Source organism: Clostridium senegalense JC122, from assembly GCF_000285575.1.
In the GTDB taxonomy this organism is placed as follows: Bacteria; Bacillota; Clostridia; order Clostridiales; family Clostridiaceae; genus Clostridium_J; species Clostridium_J senegalense.
Genome location: NZ_HE611051.1, coordinates 213745 through 235327, shown reverse-complemented (window position 1 = coordinate 235327; position 21583 = coordinate 213745). Strand labels below are relative to the sequence as shown.

Here is a 21583-nt window from a genome sequence, read left to right as displayed (position 1 = left end):
ATAAATACTTAAAAAAATATAACATACCTTATGTTGATTATGTTGTATCAGATCTTCCTTTTGCGAGTTTACCTAAGAATGTATCCTCAAATATATTAAATAAAACAAGAAATATTTTAAAAGAAGAGGGCAATTTTATTACATTTCAATATACTTTATTAAAGAAAGAGTTTATAAATAAATACTTTGAATCAATCAGCATACAAAAAGAATTTATAAATATTCCACCTGCATATATTTTGTATTGTAGCAAGAAGAATAACATAAATTTTTATGGTAAGAGGAGCGAATTAAATTATGAATGATAAAATATTAATTGTGGATGATGATGAAGAAATCAGAAATCTTATTTCTGTATATTTAGAAAATGAAGGTTATCAAACGGTAAGAGCAGGAAATGCTATAGAAGCATTGAATATCCTAAAAACAGAAACTATATCCTTAATTTTATTAGATATAATGATGCCTGAAATGGATGGGATAGAAGCTTGTATTAAGATAAGAAATTTAGAAAATATGCCTATAATTATGCTTTCAGCAAAATCAGAAGACATGAATAAAATCCATGGTTTAGCTGCCGGTGCTGATGACTATATGATAAAGCCATTTAATCCAATGGAACTAATGGCAAGAGTAAAATCTCAACTAAGAAGGTATAAAAAATACAACAAGGAAGAAAATATCAATACTAATATAATAGAGGTAGGAGATTTAATAATAAATACAGATACAAGACAGGTTTTAGTTAGAAATAAGGATATAAGACTTACACCTAAAGAATTTGATATACTTGAACTCCTTGTAAGAAATAGGGGTATAGTTCTAAGTATTAGCAAAATATACGAGGCAGTATGGAAAGAGGATTTTTTAAAATCTAACAATACTGTAATGGTGCATATAACAAATATAAGAGAAAAGATTGAAGATGACCCTAAAAATCCTATTTATATAAAGACTATATGGGGAGTAGGCTATAAGATATGATTAAAAATAAAATTACCGGTAGAATAGGTACTCAGTTAATATTAGCAGTAGCAATAAGTTTTATTATATCTTTAATAATATTTATAGTTATTTCACAATATGTTATCCTCTTTTACATGGCTAATCCTGAAAATATAAATGTATTATACTTTAATATTTCTTACTTATTGATATTTTTTATTACCATTTGTGTATTTATTATTACTTTTTTGTTTCTTATTAATAAGAAAATAAAATACATAAAGTATGCGTCAGAAAAGGTTAAGAGTATTGCAAATGGCAACTTAGGTGAGCGTATTGAAATTAAAGGAAATGATGAGTTAGCTGAACTTTTTGCAAATATAAATTCTATGTCCTTAGAACTAAAACATAAGTTTGATGTTGAAAGAGAAAGCGAAAATGTAAAAAATGAACTTGTTTCAAGTGTTTCTCATGACCTTAGAACTCCATTAACCTCTATAGTTGGATATATTGATTTACTAAGAATGGGAAATTATAAGAATAAAGAGCAGTTCGATAATTATATTGAAATAATTTATAATAAATCTCAAAACCTAAAGAAATTAATAGATGAACTATTTGAATACACTAAACTATCAAGTCCTAAAATAGACTTAAATTACAATAAAGTTGATTTAGGTAGTTTACTTGAACAGTTAATAGGAGAATACATACCTATCTTTGAAAAGGAAGGCATGATAATTAAACTGGACATTCCGGATAAGGATGCTACTGTTAAAATTGATATAGAAAGAATAGTTAGGGTATTTGATAATATTTTGATTAATGCAAAAAAATACAGTACCAAACCGTCTAATATATATGTAAGACTTAATATAGATAATAGAAAAGTAGCGATTTCTATATCAAATGAGACCGAGGTTATGCCTCTTGATGACTTAAATAAAATTTTTGATAAGTTTTATAGAATTGATAAAGCAAGAACAGAAGATGGAGGTTCAGGTCTTGGACTTGCTATTGCTAAAAAAATTATTGAATTACATAATGGAAAAATATGGGCTGAATATATGAATAGAATTATTACAATTAATATAGAAATACCTGTTGAACCTAAAATAAAGCTTAAAGATTAGTTTCTTTAAGTTTTATTTTATTATTGTTTTAATATGTTAAAAATTTGAGAATGCTTAAAGTTAAAAGTTATCTAAAGTTGTTTTTATATTTGAAAATAAGGAGTTTATAAGTAATATAAATGCATAAATCACGTCTAATAGAATATATGATACTGCTTATTATGTGGTACATGATGTTGAAAGTGTAAAATCAGATTTTAATATTTAACGGAGTAGCTTAATAGAGGAATCCTAGGTATATAGGAATAAAGTTGTAATAAATGAGTATAAGATTTCAAAAGGAAAAGTTTATAGAACTAATAATAAATGTAGATGAATTAATAGTAAGTATTAATTTTTATGAAGATGTGAAAGAGATATCTAATTTTATGAAAAAGGACTTTAAAATGTTAATTGGTGAAGACGTGACTATTAATATAAACAAAGGTTATTTTAATTTCTAAGCAAAAGATGTTATGTATAATGGGTTTGAAAGTCATAAGTTTAGTAAAAAGAAAAATAATAAATAAGCTAATTGATATATTAAATTGAAGACATTAAAAACCTCACTTACTACTGATACTATTCTCCGTATCATAGTAAGTGAGAAAAATAACCTTAGTCAAGTAATATCAATGACTAACATTACTTTTATAAATAAAAATACTAGTTTATCTAAGAATAAATTAGTGAGAATAAATCTAAAATAGAGAATGGATTACTATATATTTTGTATTTTATGCATTAATACAATATAATATAAGAAGTAGAATTTCAAATATATGGTATATAACATAAAAATACATAAAATTAAGTTGGTGTTAGGGGGCGAAAAATGTTATCAAAAGTTCAACAAATTTTTTCAAATAGAGAAATAGCTTCTATTTTGTGGATACTAACTATTATGATAGTATTAAGTCTTAATAAGATTGGCAGAAAATTTTATAAAAGTGTTCTACCTATTATATTTTGTAGAAAGTTTATATTGTTTTATATTGTTTTTATATGCTTTTTGGTAGGAATTATAAATATATTACAGTATATTGGATTTTGGAATATATACTTGCTAAAAGATACTATATTTTGGGTGATTTTTGTTGAAATTCCTATTTTCATAAGGGCATTAGAAAAGGCTAAAGATCAGTATTTTTTTAGAAAGCTTATAAGGGAAAATATAAAATGGGTTATTTTAATATCTTTTATTGTAGGATTTTGGTCATTTTCATTATGGATAGAAATACTTATTATACCGATAGTTACAATTGGTACATACTTATATTATGTGGCTGATAGTGACAAGAAATATATTAAAGTAAAGAAATTATTAGATAACTTTCGGGGGTTGATAGGGTGTTATTTAATATATTTCATTATAAGCAATTTAGTAATGGAGTGGAGACAACTATATGATTTTCAAACTATAAAAGTTTTTATTTTGCCTATAATATTAATTATATTAAATATGCCAGTAGTATATGGATTAGCAGTATATAATCAATATGAACAGATATTTATTCGGCTAAAAGGTAGAGATGAAGACAAGAAAAGAATGAAAATTGAAATTGTAAAGTTTGGTAGAATAAGCTTGTATCGTTTATCTATGCTACTAGATAAAGGAGCATATGTGTGGATAGAGAGTTTAAATAGCAAAGAGTTAGAAAAAAATTTATTTAAGTTTAAAAAATATTTAGAAGGACGAATAGGGGATAATTATATGAAAAGAGCAAAGCTTTATTATATGAGTAGTATTGTGCTCATAGTAGTATCACTTCTAGCACTTATTTACTGTAATTCAGAAGTAGATATAAAAGACATAATTAGACTAAACTTTGTATTAGATATAGTTAGGGTAAAAGAAATTATAACTCAAATTTGCTGTGTAGGATTAGTTGTGGGCATTGTGATGTTTATTTTCTCCAAAGGGTTAAATCAACAAAAATATGAGGATTTATCAAAAGTAAAGAAAATTGCACTTTCTAAGTTCTTACTACTATTGTCTTATCAGAATGGAATACTTAAAGATAAGGATGTTAAGGAAAATGATAGTGATATTATTTTTAATATAATAATTAGAAATGCTTATCTATTAACTAAGGAAAGTGAAGTAATAAAAGCTTCATATGATAATTTATTAAGCAGATGGGAACTTCAAAGTATAGATGAATTATATAATGCTTCATCAAGCTTATTATTAACAATTAGTAATAATAGAGAAGACTTTAATGATATAACTAAAGAAGAATTCAAAATAATATATAAAGAAAAAATAAGAACTTCTCCTCAAAACGAAAAAATAAATGTATTTCTTTATAATACCAAAAAAAATATTGAAAAATATATAAGTTGTGTTAAAGGATGTAGTGAAGAATTAAAAAAACTTCTAGAATAATTCAACTTATATGAAAATTGGATTGAGTGCAATAAAAAATGTAAAATTGAAAATAAAATCAACGTAAATGCTATGTGTGAACAAATTATTAGTCAACAGATATGGTATAAAGTATATGCAGTTTAATGAGTCAATGAAAAATTACTAATATAACTATATATTAACAGTGTTTATTAAGTATTCAATATGTGTTTTAACAATGGTTTGTACAAAACAACAAATAAACTAAAAGATGGATTAAAGAATACATTAAGATATATTCTTAAAGAAGTGTCAAAAGTATTTATTATATATAAAAATAAATTAATGTGAAGCGAAGAAATCCTACAAATGGAATACTCTTTTATTTATAAAGATAAAAGTAATAGAAGAATAACATAAAATATACGATTTACAAACATCACTTGCTAACAACACGGAGAATCGTATCATAGGTAATACTATACTTACAAAATATATTATAATAAAACAGAAAAATGATTTGTAGATAGTAGACAAATGGTAATTTGTTATAAATAATGAAAAGACTGCTAAAGCAGTCTTTTACTATTTTAATATACTTTTTTTATCTTTAATCTAATATATTTTTAACATAACAAATCTTTCTATTGGCTGTGCAATAAATATCACTACTGCAAAGGAAATTGCAATATTATGTGGCCACTTATAAAAGAACATTCGAATTGGTTTCATGTTAACTTGCCTATTTCCTATCCATGTACAAATTACAGTCAAAAATATTGACATTAAAAATACCGTACATAAAATATTTATAATGATATGAGAATTAAAACTGTCTTCTTTATCTACTATTTTTGCCGTCAACCATTCAGCAGGTTTATATGTGATTAAAATTAAGGCAATCACACAAATCCAAATAAAAGGAATTACTTTTATTGCATCTGCCCATACATACATATGAAACTCAACTTCAAAGCAAGTAATCAATGGTGCAATTATATTCACTGATATTATTGAAATACTTAATAAAAATAATGCAAACTCCTTCTTGTTTCTCGGTAGTTTCATACAAATTTCCATACTACATGTCCATCTTTTCTTAGTGAATTAAAACATTTCACGCTGAACAATTATACGCGTCAATATTTTTATATTATTTATTATAAAGGAATTCTTTATTTTTTTTAAGAGAATTTTTTTGAAAATTGCTTTTAAATTTAATCCGTTAAAGAGTATCAATTATTCAAATTCCAATTTATAATTTAATAAAGTAAAGATTTAAAAGTTAAAATAATTTACATTAAGAAAAAACTATATCATTTACTGTTCAATGATATAGTAGCAATTATTATAATAACAATTTAGAATAGCAGTACACAATAAAGAAAGTGGACTTAATAGTTATAAGTTGTTAATAAAAAGTATAAAAATTGTTAATATGCATTAAGTTCTAGTAGTTTTTCTTATTCTTAAGAAAGTAATAATTCATAGTAGAAATGTATCTTACCAGACATTTAATACAACTTAGAAACATAAAATTGCCGATTAAAATTAATAGCTATATACTAAGAATATAAGAATTCTTATTAAAGTTTTGGGAGGTAATAATGAAAATTACTGTTGAGCATACAGATGTAGAAGAAAATGAAATTATATTAAGATGCAAAAGCATAGATGAAGAAATGCTTCATATATTATCTTTATTAAAGTCACGAACACAAAAATTATGTGTGTTTAAAGAAAAAAGTGAATTAATACTATTATCACCAGATTCAGTTTTTTATTGTGAATCTGTAGATGAAAAAGTGTTTGTATATACAAAGGAAGATGTATTTCAAACTGGATTAAATTTAGCTGAAATAGAAAGTAGCTATTCAGATGTTGGATTTTTAAGGATAAGTAAATCTATAATAATAAATCTTCATAAAATAAAAAGTCTTAAAAGTTACACTTCAGGAAGGATTGAAGTTTATTTGAAAAGTAATGAAAAAATAATTGTATCAAGACATTATGCACCTATTTTAAGACAAAAAACTTGAAAGAAAATAATTTAAGTGAGGTAGTTAATAATGGATGCTTTTAATAAATTTTATAAATTTGGATCACAAGTAAAACCCAAAATGGCTTTATATTCGTTAGGTATAGTATTTTTATTTCAATAGTAAATTTAATTAAAGGAGTAAATACAATTAGTATATTTACTCTATTCGAAACTTGTATTGTAGCCTTTATAGTTGCATTAATAGAACATTTTTCTTTTAAAAATTATGATATTCTTTCAAAAGATAAGAAAAGAAAAAATACAATTTTATGGACTGTAGTAACTAATATATTAATAGTTGGAGCAGCAATAATATTCAAATGGTTTCCTATAATAGAGCCTTGGTTAGGTGTTCTACTATTTATTATACTTCAATGTGCAATTATAGCTATGAGATATAGTATTTATGTTATGAATTTAGTAGATACAAATGATTTAAATAATAAGTTGAAAAAATATCAAAGTACAAATAAGTAAATATAGAAAAGATGTAATTATAAATAAAACATTACTTGTTACTAATATGGGGAAGGGTACCATGAATAATGAAGATTTTTAATATGATTTTAAATCTTTTATAGTATAATTTAAAATATAATTCATTTTTTTAGATAAATGGAGAAAATTTAATTATAAATGAATTATAGAAGTTGATTAATAATGTATTTAACACACAAGAAAAATTATAGAAAAACATATGAATTTGGGAGTAGAGGTATAGTAATGAAGAATTGGATTGATGGTGCTAAGAATAAAAAATTTATAGCTTCATATAGTGGTGGCAAAGACAGTACTTTAGCTTTATACAAAGCTATGGAACAGGGGACAGCTTTAGGTATTATTGTAATGATGGAGGAAGATGGAGAAAGGTCAAGAGCTCATAGTTTATTTACAGATGTACTTAAAGAACAAGCAAAAGCAATAGGAATACCTCTTTTTATAGGAGCAGCAAATTGGGATAACTATGAAAAAGTATTTGTAGAAATATTAAAAGAAGCAAAAGGACAAGGAGCTCAAGTTCTTGTAACAGGGGATATTGATGTTCCTGAGAATGAGTGTTGGCATGAAAGAGTTACTCATAGTGTAGGACTTGAGCTTGGAATACCTCTTTGGAAAATGGATCACAAAGAAGTAGTTAAGGAATTTATTTCTTTAGGATTTATAACTAAGGTTATAACAATTGATACAAAAAAAGGAATGAAGAAAGAAGACCTTGGAAAAGTACTTACTTTTGATTATATGAAAGAACTTGAAGAAAGAGGTATTGATCCTTGTGGAGAAGGTGGGGAATTTCATACTGCAGTTATAGCAGGGCCACTTTTTAAAGAAGAAATAAAAGTTAAAAAGGGAGATATTACTTCAGATGGACAGTATATGTATCTAACTTTAGAAATATAATAGAACAAAGCCTTAGAATAACTAATTAGTTGTTCTAAGGCTTTTTATGAATTTTGTTATGAAATAAAGCGTTTGCTCTATTAAATAATTTTACATTCGGTAAAATATTATAAATAGATGTTCCTATTTGTTCTTCAAAGTATTTTTAAATTTTAAAGGTTGATTTCCATCTTGGAATTGTGTATTCATTAAACCCTGTTCTTAATGCCATATCCACAATGGCTTAAATAAAATAAAAGCTAACACCATTTAGGTGTTGGAAGTAATACATCCTTGTAGGGGGTGAGCAAGCCACCCGTTTTACGGGTGTTTATGACTTCTATAATAAAGTTCCAACACTTTGACACAGATATTCTATTGAGTTCTTAAAGTAAGAAATAATAAAAGTAAAAAATATAAAATACAGGAGATAATAAAAATATAATTGTCAGCAGAATATAATCAGTTTTTAGAAGTACAATAAAAAGGATATTATAAATAATAAAAACTAAGATAGCGAGGGACGTATGAAAAAAACATTATATGAATATGAAGAAGTTATAAAACAGCTTCCTATAAAAGATAAATATGAAAAAAGTGAATTATTAATAGATGATTTGCTTATAGAAAAAAACGGAAATATAGAAATATATTATGCTCCACACAATGATTATTTAAACTCAAAAGCCAAGATATTCATTATTGGAATAACACCTGGATTCCAACAAATGAGCACAGCTATTTCCACTGCTCGAAAAGAACTAGAACTAGAAACTGATATTGAAGAAATTCAATATAAATGTAAGGTGGCTGGTAGATTTAGTGGAAGCTTAAGAAAAAATATAATTAGTATGTTAGATGATATAAAACTTAATGAGGCGTTAAGTATAAATAGTTGTTCTGCCTTATTTGAAGATAAAGATTACTTACTACATACTGTATCACTGATACCTTATCCTGTGTTTGTAAAGAAACAGAATTATTCAGGACATACACCTAAATTATTAAAAAGTAAGTTCTTAATGAAATATGTATATAATAATTTTATTAAAGAACTTAATGACATTGAAAATTTTAAAAATATATTAATAATACCCTTAGGCAGAGCAGTTGAAGAGGTACTATGTAAGTTATCAGAAGAAGAAATTATTTGTGAAAAACAGATTCTTAAAGGATTTCCACATCCATCTGGAGCTAATGTAAATAGAATTACTCAACTGAAAGAAAATAAGGGAAACTTAATAAGGCAAATTAAAAAAAACATAGTCCTATAATTGGATAATGAAAGAATCCATAGTATACTCCTACGTAGTTACGGAGAACTGAATCATAAATAATGAAATTTTTTAAGGATAATAAACATATAATTGATTAGCATGTGATAAGCTTATCTTTTTTACATTTAACTGGAAATCAGGCATACAGTGAATAATCTTATCATAGATTAAAAGCTCCAGCAGTTTATGTTAGAGCTTTTTTATCAGAATTTTTTGTTAAAAATTCGGTTTATGACGAAATAGAAAAAATTAAAAGAAAGTGGATTATAGTTATCTTTGAATGTAATAAAAATCATTATGTTATTTTCTTGAAATCATTGCAGAAAAATTATGTGCAAAAATTTAAATATATAGGGGACCTGGGTAAATCATATAATTATACTAGTTAAGACAGGAATTTTATATGGTTATATTATTGTGCTACTGCAATTAAATATACATGAACTATTAAGAAATTAGATTTGATAGTGGTAATATAAATTATACAAAAATTGAAGACTGTGGATAAAACTTGTTTAAAGACTGTTTAATTCTGATACTTAATGTATATACTACAATTGTTAGAAAAATTAAAAATAAGAAATTAGGTGATTTAATGATATATATATATAACTGTTATGGAGGAACCCACTCATCTATTCTAGCAATGGCTTATCACTTAGAAATGCTAGATGAAACTAGAGAACCGACTAAGGATGAAATCTTGAATTTACCTAACTTTAATAAGTTAGTATATGGAAATCGTGGAGAACTTTTTTATTATGGTAGTGATAAAGATGGAAATGAAGTCTATGTTGTAGGTAGAGGACGTTCAAAAGTTTTAATTCCAGGATTATATAATTTAGCTTCTATGCTCCATAAACAAGATCTATTAAATGAGAAAATTATATTTTCTAATACGTCTCCGACGGTGCCATTACCAATGACTTTTGGCGGATTATTTTCTAGGATGTTAAAAATTGATTTTATAGGAGTACCTTTGCTTATAAAGGGAGCAAAAAAATCTTATAAGGATATTATAAAACTTGTAAATAATACAAAAAAAGAAGCAAAGGAAGATAAGTCAGAGGTTATTATTTTAGATAATAAGGAATTTAAGAAGAAATAATTTTAAAGACAAATGAGATGTTATATTATATAAAACCTAATATAATAAAAAATTAAGGATTTAAAATTAATTATAATCAGAGAATTTTTTATATTAGTGTGTACATAAATATTTATAATTAATAAATTAGTCTTATTAACTATAAAAATATAACTAGACCTTGAAAATACATATTTGTAGATTCAAGGTTTTTATTTTCATGGAAATAAATTAACTTGATATTAGTAATTTTTAAGTAATTATCTACTTTTTAGATTTTGCCTATTGTTTTGTATAAATATTGATACAACTAAAAATTTTAATATTTACTATCTACGAATTAAGGCATAGTAATAGTTAAGTATTTATATAATTTACTGTAATAGTATTTATATAAGAAAGGATAATGTTATGTCAGAAATAAGATGTCCTATGACAGGAAGAAGAAGTAAAGCAGTAGCAGGAGAAGGAACCACTAATGAGTATTGGTGGCCAAACCAGCTTAAGCTTAATGTACTTCGTCAAAATTGTGAGAAAAGTAATCCTATGTCTAATGATTTTAACTATGCTGAAGAATTTGAAAAGCTAGATTATTACGAACTAAAAAATGATTTATATAAGTTGATGACAGACTCACAAGAATGGTGGCCAGCTGATTATGGCCATTATGGACCATTTTTTATTCGTATGGCTTGGCACAGTGCAGGAACCTACAGAATTGGTGATGGTAGAGGAGGGGGAGGACAAGGACTTCAACGTTTTCCACCACTTAATAGCTGGCCAGATAATATAAATTTAGATAAAGCACGTCGTTTACTTTGGCCAATTAAAAAGAAATATGGAAATAAAATATCTTGGGCTGACCTTATGATATTAACAGGTAATTGTGCATTTGAATCTATGGGACTAAAGACAATTGGTTTTGGTGGCGGAAGAGAGGATGTTTGGGAACCGCAGGAGGATATTTACTGGGGAAGTGAAAAAAAGTGGCTTGGAAATGAACGTGATGAACAGGATAAAGAGGATAAAGAAGATAAAGAACTTGAAAATCCTTTAGCGGCTGTACAGATGGGCTTAATTTATGTAAATCCAGAGGGTCCCAATGGAGATCCAAGTCCTAAGGCATCAGTAAAAGAAGTAAGGGAAACATTCACTCGTATGGCAATGAATGATGAAGAAACTGTTGCACTTATAGCAGGTGGACATACTTTTGGTAAATGTCATGGTGCTGCATCACCTACTTATGTTGGACCAGAACCAGAAGCTGCACCTATAGAACAGCAAGGTTTAGGATGGAAAAATAGCTATAAAACTGGTAAAGGTCCAGATACAATAGGTAGTGGGCTTGAAGGAGCATGGAAGGCTGAGCCAACAAAGTGGACAATGGGCTACTTAAAAACATTATTTAAATATCAATGGGAATTAGTTAAAAGTCCAGCAGGAGCCTATCAATGGTTAGCAAAAAATGTTGATGAAGAGGATATGGTAGTTGATGCTTATGATCCTTTAAAAAAGCATAGACCTATGATGACCACGGCAGATTTGGCCCTTATTTATGATCCTATTTATAGAGCTATAGCAAAGGACTATTTAGAAAATCCTAAAAAGTTTCAAGAAGATTTTGCTCGTGCTTGGTTCAAATTAACTCATAGAGACATGGGACCAATATCAAGATATCTTGGACCAGAAGTTCCAAAAGAAAGCTTTATTTGGCAAGATCCAATCCCAAAAGCTAACTATAAATTGATTAATAAAAAGAATATTTCAGAGCTTAAGAAAAAGATTTTAGATTCAGGCTTATCAATATCAGACCTTGTAACAACAGCATGGGAATCTGCATCAACATTTCGTGGGTCAGATAAGCGTGGAGGGGCAAATGGGGCAAGAATACGATTAAAGCCACAAAGAGAATGGGAAGTTAATGAGCCAGAAAGGCTTAACAAAATATTAAAAGTACTAGAAAAAATTCAAAGTAGTTTTAATAATGCACATTCAAAGGATAAAAAGGTTTCCTTAGCTGATATTATTGTATTAGGTGGATGTGTTGGCATAGAAAAAGCTGCAAAAAATGCAGGGTATAACATAACTGTTCCTTTTATTCCAGGACGTACGGATGCAACCCAAGAGGAAACAGATATAAAGTCATTTAATGTACTTGAACCTAAGGCCGATGGATTTAGAAACTATATGAAAGATAATTATGAAGTAACAGGAGATGAAATGTTAATAGATAAAGCACAACTATTATCATTAACTATTCCAGAAATGACAGTATTAATTGGCGGTATGCGTGTGTTGAACACTAATTATAAACAGTCACAGGAGGGGGTGTTTACCGATAAAGAAGAATGTCTTACAAATGATTTCTTTGTAAATCTTCTTGATATTAATACCATGTGGAAGACTTTACCGAATGTTAAAGAAAAGTTTGTGGGTTATGATAGGAAAACAGGAAATGTGAAGTGGATGGCAACAAGGGTTGACCTTATATTTGGTTCAAACTCACAATTGCGTGCAGTTGCAGAAGTTTATGCATCTGATGATAATAAAGAAAAGTTCATACAAGATTTTGTAACAACATGGAATAAAGTAATGAATGCAGATCGTTTTGATATAAAAAAATAAATATTAATTAAATTTTAGCTAGTAAAATAATAAAAATTTTACTAGCTATTTTTAGATAATGTATGAAGAAAAAATTATTATGAAGAAATTTATATTATAAATTTAGTATTAAATATAAGTAATAGAATCTACTAATGGACGGATATGAGTAAGCTCTAATTTTTTATAAAACATAAAAAATGCTTAGCAATCTTTATCCTGTTATTTTGTTTAATATAACGTATAAATTTTATTTAACTATTTTTAAGTAATTCTTCAACTTCTACTTTTAGCTTTTGTCCATTTAAGTTGTTTGGGTTTATCTTTAAGGCTTCCTCAACATCTTTTAATACTTCTTCATAGGTATCATCATGATTAAATTCCTTAATTAGAGTAAGTCTAAATTGTGCTCTAGATAAATATACTTTATCCATATGTTTTATACTTTCTAAAGAATCAATATTTTCAATTGCAAAATTGCAACTTTTAATTTTTCTTTTAAAATATCCTCTAAGTCTCTTTCAATTATTTCAAACATAAAAAAATCTCCTTTAATATAAGTTATAATCAAATAAATAATAGACTAATATGCTTAGAACATGAGGTCGCTTATTTCTTTTCATATGCCTAAGTTAATATTATTTCACTATAAATATGGTTGTGAATATATAGTTTTCTTAATTAGAAAAATTATTATACACTATGATATATAGGGACACAAGTTTTAAATTTAGTTTATATATCTATATTTTTACAAAAAAGCAAAGAAATCAGTTTGAATAATTTAAAATATATGATTTTGAAATTTGATTGTTGTATAGGGTTCCAAGTTGACTTTTAAAATTACTCGTTCCAAAACTTGGATACCCAAAATAGTGAGACATGCTCCGAATCACTTCAAATTCAACGCTACATTTTGCATAAAAATATTTTGAAGCTATTGAATAAATTTAAATGCGAGCTTGTTTCCATATAAAAGTATTAGTTACTAATAGCATTATATAATTTTTTCTTGAAAAATTTAGAATTAAAGTATAAACTAATTTTGATATAGAGGATGTTTAAAGAGCTTTAAGATTTATATGTAATTTAAGATAGAAGTTTACTTGAACATGAAAATTAAAAAAAATGAGGGGGAGAGAGTTAATGGATAGTAAGTTAATGATGGCTAAAACCATTTTTATGTTTTTTTTAGGAATAACTTTTGGATCCGTTGTAGGAACGTTTTATTTAGGCAGAGAAAAGTCTCCTATGTATTATGGTATAGGGTTTATAGTTGTTCTTATATTTATAGCTATTACTATGTATTTCTATAGAAAACATAAAAAAATAGAAAAAATGATAAAACTAAAAGAAGAATGGCCTTATGGAGAGAATGAAAAAAGGGATTTTAAGAGAATTGGGAATTTCTTTGAAAAATTTCACCCAGAAGAATTAAAAGAAAAAGATTACTACATATTAGATGATCAGAGTGCTAGTGATTTAGACTTAAAAGATGTATTTTCAAAAATTGATGTTGCAATTACAACAGCAGGGCAACAAATTCTGTATTACACATTAAGAACACCTAAAACAAAAGTACAAGAACTTTTAAAACGTGATAAAATTATTGAAGAATTTAGAGAAAATGATACGTTGAGAGAGGAAAGTCAGGTAGCATTATTATCACTTGGAAAACAAAGAAAAGGAAACATTATAAGCTTATTCAATAGTAAAACTAATATTGTTCAAGCAAAGAAATATATTTATAAATTGGCAGCGTTACTTCCAATAGTAGCAATAATTATGTTCTTTTTTATAGGAGCTAAAGCATTATTGTTTTTATTTGGAAGCTTTGCATTAAACTCTTCTATAAACTATAAATCTGAAAAACAAATAGAAGATGAAGTAAGTTCAATAGCTTATGCTGCAAGTCTTATAACTTGTGCAAAAGGGTTAAATAAGGTTAAGAGTAATGGTGCGTTATTAGAACATCAAAATATATTAAAAGAAAATATAAAATATTTTAATGTTATAGAACGTAAGGCAACATATTTAATGGCTAGTGAAGGGGCAGATGTATTTATAGAGTATATAAATGTCTTGTTTTTAACAAAGATAAGAGGATATTACGATATAATAAATACAATACAACAAAATAGAGACAAGTTGATAGAAGTTTATAAAACAGTTGGAGAAATAGATGCTCTTATTTCTATAGCCAGTTATAGAGAAAGATTAGAGTATTATTGCAAACCTAATTTTGTAGATGAAAAGAAGAAACTTTCGATAGTAGATGGTGTACATCCTTTAATAGAAGATGCTGTTTCAAATGGGCTTTCTTTAGATAAAAAAGGTGTTATATTGACTGGTTCTAATATGGCAGGTAAATCTACATTTTTAAGAATGCTAGGTATAAATGCGCTTTTTGCACAGACTATATATACAGTTGTTGCAAAAGAATATAGTGCTAGTTTATTAAGGGTTATAACATCTTTAAGCGTATCTGACGATGTTAATACTGGAACAAGTTATTATTTAGGTGAATGTGAAGCATTGCTTAGAATCTTAAATAGTATAGATGAGGATATAACTGGATTATGCATGGTAGATGAAATATTTAGAGGAACTAACCCAATAGAAAGAATTGCATCAGCAAGAGAGATAATAAAATATATTATTGATAAAAATGCAATACCATTAGTAGCAACTCATGATATTGAATTAACAGAAGTATCTAAAGAAAAATATGAGTGTTACTATTTCTGTGAAGATGTAGATGAGCAAGAAGGGTTAGTGTTTGATTATAAGCTTAAAAATGGAGTATGTAAATCAGGTAATGCTATAAAACTTTTAAAATATTTAGGGTATCCTAAAGTTATAACCGATAATGCAACTATGGAATCAGAAAAAGCCTTAAATTAAAGTAGGTAATATTATTTTAACATGAAAAATAAAAGTGAGCAGTGGAGAGTTTTATAGGAAACAGAAAGTCAATTTCCTAAGTTATAAACCACTGTTCACTAACTTAATAATATTAAATTATTCGTTGGTAAATATATGGATTAAACCCATATGTATACCAACTTTTTATTGTTTTTCAGCTAAATATTCTTTTTCATATTGAAGTAGACGTTGTATTATTTCATTAGATACATCATCTATCTTATCAAAATTCATATTAGGAATATAGTAACTTTCTAAATCATCATGAAGATGTTTAGCTTGTTGTATACAAGACAATGCTTTGTTAAGAAGAATATAAAAAGTATTTTTTACATATTCTATTTCATCTTTATTAGCTTTTATTAATGCTTCATCTAAAAATTTATTCATATCATATACAATGCCTTGAGTAGCTAATTTGTTAATTTCATTAGATGTAACTATAGCTGTATTAAGATCAGGAATTAAGATGTGCTCAATTTTTTCAGGCATTAATGGTGTGTGAAGAACTTCTACATAGTGACCACGTTTTACTGCTTCATCAGCTAAATAGGCTAATACTTCAGTTTTACCAACGCCAGGAGCACCTTTTAATATATAAACATTTTCCACATCTTCTATTAGATTAGGAATAAAGCTTATAACACCGCCAGGAGTAAATGCAGTTGAAAATAAGTGTCTATCAAAGCCTACTGAAGAAATTTCATCTGAGAAAATTTCATTTTTAAGGCTCTCCTTTAAATGATTAACTTTATTAAAATCTAGTGTTTCTCTATTAAAAGTATACCAATCTTCATATACATTTCTAGCTGCAGCTAAAAATCTATATGCTCTTTTAAATTTTTTACTTATTTTATCTTGAACATCCAATATATCTTCACGATATTCTTTAAAACCATCTTCATTCCAGCACTGTCCCATGTTTAATATTTCATCAATTGCTCCAGGATTTTTTGGATCAACAACATGAGGAGAAGTTCCATCTAATAAAGCTATATTTAAGCCTTTAATAACAACACCGTCTAAAGAATTGCTATCAGAGGAGCAGTGGTGAAATTCTACAGTATAACCTTTATCTAAAAATAAGTTTCCTACTTTTTTCATTAAAGATGATTTACCAGTTCCAGGGCCACCTTTTATACATATTATTCTTCTAGCTTCATTTTGAGGCAGAATATAATCATAATGAGAGTAAAATCCTACTGATGTATTTCCCCCTAAAAAGTAATGTTTTTGTTTCTTTGACATAAAACCACACTCCAAATTTGTTATCTATATATAATATTCACTAAATATATATAAGTTAACCCAATATAGTTAAATTATTTTTCTTATATTAATTTATGCATTAATTGTAAAATAAATACAACTATTATGGATTTTAAGTAAAAAAATAACAGAAACTAAAATATAATTTCTGTTATTCCTATAAATCACAAATTTTGAAAATTAATCTTTAATGGAAAAAAAATTAAATTCCTAAATAGTCTCTATCAATTGTTATTAAAAGATTATAATGTGAATGAATTTTCTTTATTTCATCATTAAGACTTTTAATTAAATTATTTTCATCATCTTTAGAAAGATTTTCATGTGAATTTATTACAGCATCAAATATAATATTTTTAATATCACCTTCACCTACAACTCTAAAATCATGAATAGATTTAATTATAGGAAATTTTAATAATAAGTTTTCAACTAAAAGCTTATCCTTTAAAATTTCCTCATCATTGGTGTTAATTGGATCCATATGTATAACTAAGAATATATTTAATTTATCTGAAATTTCTTTTTCTGCTGCATCAATTATTTCATGTATTTTGATGATAGAAATATCACAAGGAACTTCAGCGTGAATTGAAGCCATTATCCTTCCTGGCCCGTAGTTGTGCACTAGTAGGTCATGAACACCATGAATTTCATTATATTTTAAAACTTCTTTTTGTATATTTTCAACTAACTCAGCATCAGGGGCAGAGCCAAGAAGTGGATCTAAGGTATCTTTTACTAGATTAAATCCAGCATAAAGAATTATTAAAGAAACTATAATTCCCATATAACCATCTATAGGAAAAGAAATAAATTTAGATAAAAATAAGGATAAGGCAACTGTACTAGATGAAATTGCATCACTGATAGCATCAACAGAACTTGCTTTTAAAGCAGAAGAATTAATTTTATTTCCAAGGTTTTTATAAAATATGCTAAGCCATAATTTGAATAAGATAGAAACTAGTATTAATATAAAAGGTATCCAAGCAAAAGTTATAGTAGTTGGATTTTTAATTCTATCTATAGAGGATAAAATAAATTGAAATCCTACTAACATAACTAAAAAAGCTACAATTAAAGCAGAAATATATTCTATACGTCCATGTCCGAATGGATGTTCTTTATCTGCTGGTTTACTAGAAAGTTTAAATCCAAAAATAGTTATTACAGAAGAGCCTACGTCAGATAAATTATTAAATGCATCTGCAATAACAGCTATACTATTACTTATAAGTCCAACAGATAGTTTGATTATAAATAGAAATAGATTTACTAAGATACCTATAATACCACCTAGATAACCATATCTTTCTCTTACTTCTTTATTTTTTACATCATCATAATTTTTTACGAATTTTTTAATTAAAAAATTTGAAAACAAAAAAAGCACCTCCAAAATTAGTATACCCATAAAATTTCAATACTAAATTATAACATATTAGATATATTAAAGGAATAACTAGTATATTTTAGTTATTAACTGAACTAAGTCTTAGATTACCTAATTTAATAATTGCATAAGAATCCTATATAGTTAAATTTTAAACTATTACTTTTTTCATATGCTTAGGTATTTTTAATATGTTATACTAGAATTGGAATTTAAATTTGGAGGTGTTCGTATTATGGCGATAAAATTTGCAAAAGAACTTATAGATTTCTTATATGAAAGCCCTACAGCTTTTCATGCAGTTAAGTCAGTGAAAGGGAAATTAGAAAAATCAGGATTTGTTGAATTATCAGAAAGTTCTAAATGGGATTTAGAAAAAGGTGGAAAGTATTATACAACTAAAAATGATTCCGCATTAGTAGCTTTTACTGTAGGTAATGGTGAAATTGAAGAACATGGATTTAAATTAGTTGGAGCACATACAGACTCTCCAACATTTAGAATAAAACCAAACTGTGAAATGACAGTTGAAAATTCCTATATTAGATTAAATACTGAGGTTTATGGTGGACCAATATTAAGTACTTGGTTTGATAGGCCTTTATCTATAGCAGGAAGAGTAATTTTAAAAAGCGATAATATACTTTTTCCTAAAACAGAATTGATTAATGTGAAAAAACCTATATTAATAATTCCTAATATGGCAATACATATGAACAGGGATGTAAACAAAGGTTTTGACATTAATGCTCAACAGCATACATTACCAATACTTTCATTAGTAAATGAAGAACTTGAAAAAGGAAATTATTTATTAAATGTATTAGCTAATGAGTTAAACGTTAATAAAGAAGAAATTATAGATTTTGATTTATATTTATATGAGTATGAAAAAGGAAGTATAATTGGATTAAATGATGAGTTTATATCTATGGGAAGGTTAGACGACTTACAAATGGTTCATGCAGGTATAGAAGCATTAATAAATGCTAACACAACTAATGGAACAAATGTAATGGTTTGTTATGATAATGAAGAGATAGGGAGTTCAACAAAACAAGGTGCAGACTCTGAGATGCTTTCAAATATTTTAGAGAGAATAGTTTTATCATTAGGAAAAGGAAGAGAAGAATTCTTTAGAGCATTGGCGAAATCATTTATAATATCAGCAGATAATGCTCATGCTATTCATCCAGCTGATCCAGGAAAGCATGACCCAACAAGTAGACCACTTATAAATAAAGGACCAGTTATAAAAGTAAATGCAAATCAAGCATATACAACTGATGCAGATTCAGATGCAGTATATGAAATGGTTTGTAAAAAAGCTGGAGTTCCAGTTCAAAAATTTGTTAATCGTTCAGACTTAAGAGGTGGATCAACAATAGGACCAATAAATTCAACTCATATAAATATACGTTCAGTTGATATTGGAAACCCTACTTTAGCAATGCACTCTATAAGAGAGTTAGCTGGAGTGGATGACCACACTTATGTTATGAAATCATTTTTAGAGTTTTATAATTTATAATTAGTAAAATAGAAAACTATCCAATAGGCAAAATATAACTTATTGGATAGTTTTTTGTTTTTAAAATTTTATATTGATTTTTTTATTTAAAGTTGGAAGAATTGCTAAAATCATAAGAGAAATAATAAGTGTTATTGTTACTTTATTAAGTTGAAAATCATTTTTATAGGAAACATATGTTATTAATAAAACGCAAGCCCCTACTAAAAAATGAAGTATTTTTTGAGTTATAATAAATTTATTTTTATTTTTTATTTTAGCTCCACTAGATTCAAATGTATCAGCTAGTTTTTTCCAAGGCATGAAAAATGCAAAGAAAAATTGTAGTCCTGCTAATAAGAGTAAAATTATAACAAGTATGTTTGACATTATTTACCTCCTATTTCATATTAAATTTTATTATAATTATAAACTTAATTCATATTACAATCAAATTTTAATTTTAATATAGGATTCCAAGTTGAATTTATTATAAATATGTGAACTAAGAAGCTAGTTTGAATGAGAATAGTATGAAAATGATTAATTACTTTATAACATGTCAATAATTTTTTAAAGATAGTGTTTATAAAGGAGTGAGTTTATGATACATATATATTTTTCATTATTGGTAGTGTTGACCTTTATAATTTTATATTTAAATAATAAGTTGGTATATAAATACAAATTTTTAAAAGATTGTATAAAAATAAATAAAAGTAGTAAGAGTGCTACAATTATTGCTCAAGAGATAGCATTGGAGACTTCCGCAGTAGATTATTCTTTAAATTCAAAAATAAGAACTGTTACTGTGGACAGAAACTATAAAAATATTAAAAAAGTATATGAAAAAATAAAAAATAATCCTAGAGCTTCTGTTGTTAGTGGAAGCCAATGGATTATTGATAATATATATATAATACATAAAGAATATAAAAATTTAAAACAAAGCTTAAAAAGAAAAACTTAAAAAAATTGCCACGAATAAAAGATGGTATATTTAGTGGATTTCCAAGAGTGTATGTTTTAGCCTTAAATTTTATAAATGATAGATTAGCGTATATTGATGAAAATACAATCACAGAGTTTATTGAAGAGTATGAAAAAGAAAATAAATTAACAATGGGTGAAATTTGGTATTTCCCAATCATGATAAAAGTAGTAATAATACAATATATAGATAAGTTATCAGAAGAAATTTATTGTCAGATTAATAGTTTAGAAAAGGCTTTAGATATATATAGTAAAAGTCTAGAAAAAAAGAATATAAATCCATTGATTAAAGATAAGGATGTTGATAAAGAAACTATACTAAAGTTATTAACAATTTTAAAAGATACAGGTAAAGATGATGAAAAAATAACATTAGAATTAAAAGAATTAGTAAAATCTATAGAAGTAAATTCAGTTTTAAATGAAATAAATATTTATAAAAAAGAAAATTTAAGAAATATGTTATTGTCCAATTCAGTAAATTCATTAATAGAAATCTCAAAGATAAACTATAGATATATATTTGAAAGAGTTTCTATTGTAGAGAAAATACTAAGTAAAGATTGCTTCTATAATCAAATGGATTTTCAATCGAAAGATCAGTATAGAAGAGTTATTTCTGAAATATCATTAAAAAATGATATAAGAGAAAGTTATATTGCTGAAAAGGCTATGAAATGTAAGGAAGTAAGCGAAA

General features: G+C 26.3%; 18 protein-coding genes and 1 pseudogene. 14 read left to right on the top strand and 5 right to left on the bottom strand.

The genetic code is table 11. From position 1 onward, the window contains the following. The 5 genes and pseudogenes from CSGHG_RS23880 to CSGHG_RS09275 form a co-directional block, all read left to right on the top strand. Positions 1-305: pseudogene (locus CSGHG_RS23880) on the top strand (hypothetical protein); the annotation flags it as partial. Beyond that, a complete protein-coding gene (locus CSGHG_RS09290; protein ID WP_010294385.1) occupies positions 298-984 on the top strand; it encodes a response regulator transcription factor in 687 nt (228 codons plus the stop codon). The pseudogene CSGHG_RS23880 and the gene CSGHG_RS09290, both read left to right, overlap by 8 nt. After that, the gene (locus CSGHG_RS09285; RefSeq protein ID WP_010294384.1) at positions 981-2078 is read left to right on the top strand and encodes a sensor histidine kinase; all 1098 of its coding nucleotides are present in this window, start codon (positions 981-983) and stop codon (positions 2076-2078) included. Before CSGHG_RS09290 ends, CSGHG_RS09285 begins: the two co-directional genes overlap by 4 nt. Before the next feature lie 260 nt (positions 2079-2338). Beyond that, a complete protein-coding gene (locus CSGHG_RS09280; RefSeq protein WP_010294383.1) occupies positions 2339-2521 on the top strand; it encodes a hypothetical protein in 183 nt (60 codons plus the stop codon). A 371-nt stretch (positions 2522-2892) separates the two neighbouring features. Then, on the top strand, positions 2893-4446 hold the full coding sequence (locus CSGHG_RS09275) for a hypothetical protein (RefSeq protein ID WP_010294382.1): 1554 nt from the start codon (positions 2893-2895) through the stop codon (positions 4444-4446). Between the two features lie 576 nt (positions 4447-5022). Here the strand turns inward: CSGHG_RS09275 and CSGHG_RS09270 are convergent. Continuing rightward, positions 5023-5487, bottom strand: coding sequence for a hypothetical protein (locus CSGHG_RS09270; protein WP_010294381.1), 465 nt, complete (start codon positions 5485-5487; stop codon positions 5023-5025). Positions 5488-6014: 527 nt separating this feature from the next. Between CSGHG_RS09270 and CSGHG_RS09265 the strand changes: the two genes are divergently transcribed. The 5 genes from CSGHG_RS09265 (at position 6015) to katG (ending at position 12814) form a co-directional block, all read left to right on the top strand. Next, complete coding sequence (locus CSGHG_RS09265; RefSeq protein ID WP_010294380.1) at positions 6015-6446, top strand: LytTR family DNA-binding domain-containing protein; 432 nt, start codon at positions 6015-6017, stop codon at positions 6444-6446. A gap of 725 nt (positions 6447-7171) precedes the next feature. Beyond that, the gene (locus tag CSGHG_RS09255; RefSeq protein ID WP_026022295.1) at positions 7172-7846 is read left to right on the top strand and encodes a Dph6-related ATP pyrophosphatase; all 675 of its coding nucleotides are present in this window, start codon (positions 7172-7174) and stop codon (positions 7844-7846) included. A 506-nt stretch (positions 7847-8352) separates the two neighbouring features. Further along, on the top strand, positions 8353-9099 hold the full coding sequence (locus tag CSGHG_RS09250; protein ID WP_010294378.1) for a hypothetical protein: 747 nt from the start codon (positions 8353-8355) through the stop codon (positions 9097-9099). Between the two features lie 598 nt (positions 9100-9697). After that, on the top strand, positions 9698-10210 hold the full coding sequence (locus CSGHG_RS09245; RefSeq protein WP_026022294.1) for a DUF3189 family protein: 513 nt from the start codon (positions 9698-9700) through the stop codon (positions 10208-10210). Between the two features lie 390 nt (positions 10211-10600). Beyond that, positions 10601-12814, top strand: a complete 2214-nt coding sequence (gene katG / locus CSGHG_RS09240) for a catalase/peroxidase HPI (RefSeq protein WP_010294375.1) — start codon at positions 10601-10603, stop codon at positions 12812-12814. Between the two features lie 233 nt (positions 12815-13047). Here katG and CSGHG_RS09235 read toward each other — a convergent pair whose 3' ends face one another. Next, a complete protein-coding gene (locus CSGHG_RS09235) occupies positions 13048-13227 on the bottom strand; it encodes a hypothetical protein (RefSeq protein ID WP_010294373.1) in 180 nt (59 codons plus the stop codon). 712 nt (positions 13228-13939) lie between these two features. Here CSGHG_RS09235 and CSGHG_RS20355 point away from each other — a divergent pair. Further along, positions 13940-15697 (top strand): MutS-related protein, encoded by a 1758-nt coding sequence (locus CSGHG_RS20355; protein ID WP_010294372.1) that lies wholly within the window; start codon positions 13940-13942, stop codon positions 15695-15697. Between the two features lie 165 nt (positions 15698-15862). Here the strand turns inward: CSGHG_RS20355 and CSGHG_RS09220 are convergent, their stop codons facing one another. Both CSGHG_RS09220 and CSGHG_RS09215 read right to left on the bottom strand, forming a co-directional pair. Continuing rightward, a complete protein-coding gene (locus tag CSGHG_RS09220; RefSeq protein ID WP_010294371.1) occupies positions 15863-16966 on the bottom strand; it encodes a PRK06851 family protein in 1104 nt (367 codons plus the stop codon). 223 nt (positions 16967-17189) lie between these two features. After that, positions 17190-18374 carry a cation diffusion facilitator family transporter gene (locus CSGHG_RS09215; protein WP_010294370.1) on the bottom strand — a complete coding sequence of 395 codons (1185 nt, stop codon included), beginning with the start codon at positions 18372-18374 and terminating at the stop codon, positions 17190-17192. 244 nt (positions 18375-18618) lie between these two features. Between CSGHG_RS09215 and CSGHG_RS09210 the strand changes: the two genes are divergently transcribed. After that, entirely contained in the window at positions 18619-19914 is a 1296-nt protein-coding gene (locus CSGHG_RS09210) for a M18 family aminopeptidase (protein WP_010294369.1), read from the top strand. 60 nt (positions 19915-19974) lie between these two features. On the opposite strand, the gene CSGHG_RS09205 is transcribed toward CSGHG_RS09210, so the two are convergent. Further along, positions 19975-20283 carry a hypothetical protein gene (locus tag CSGHG_RS09205; protein ID WP_010294368.1) on the bottom strand — a complete coding sequence of 103 codons (309 nt, stop codon included), beginning with the start codon at positions 20281-20283 and terminating at the stop codon, positions 19975-19977. 214 nt (positions 20284-20497) lie between these two features. Between CSGHG_RS09205 and CSGHG_RS20350 the strand changes: the two genes are divergently transcribed. Beyond that, positions 20498-20863: a hypothetical protein gene (locus CSGHG_RS20350; protein WP_010294367.1), complete on the top strand. Its 366-nt coding sequence runs from the start codon at positions 20498-20500 to the stop codon at positions 20861-20863. A 5-nt stretch (positions 20864-20868) separates the two neighbouring features. Then, positions 20869-21583: hypothetical protein (locus CSGHG_RS23590; protein ID WP_010294364.1), on the top strand; the 715-nt coding region annotated here is incomplete at its 3' end.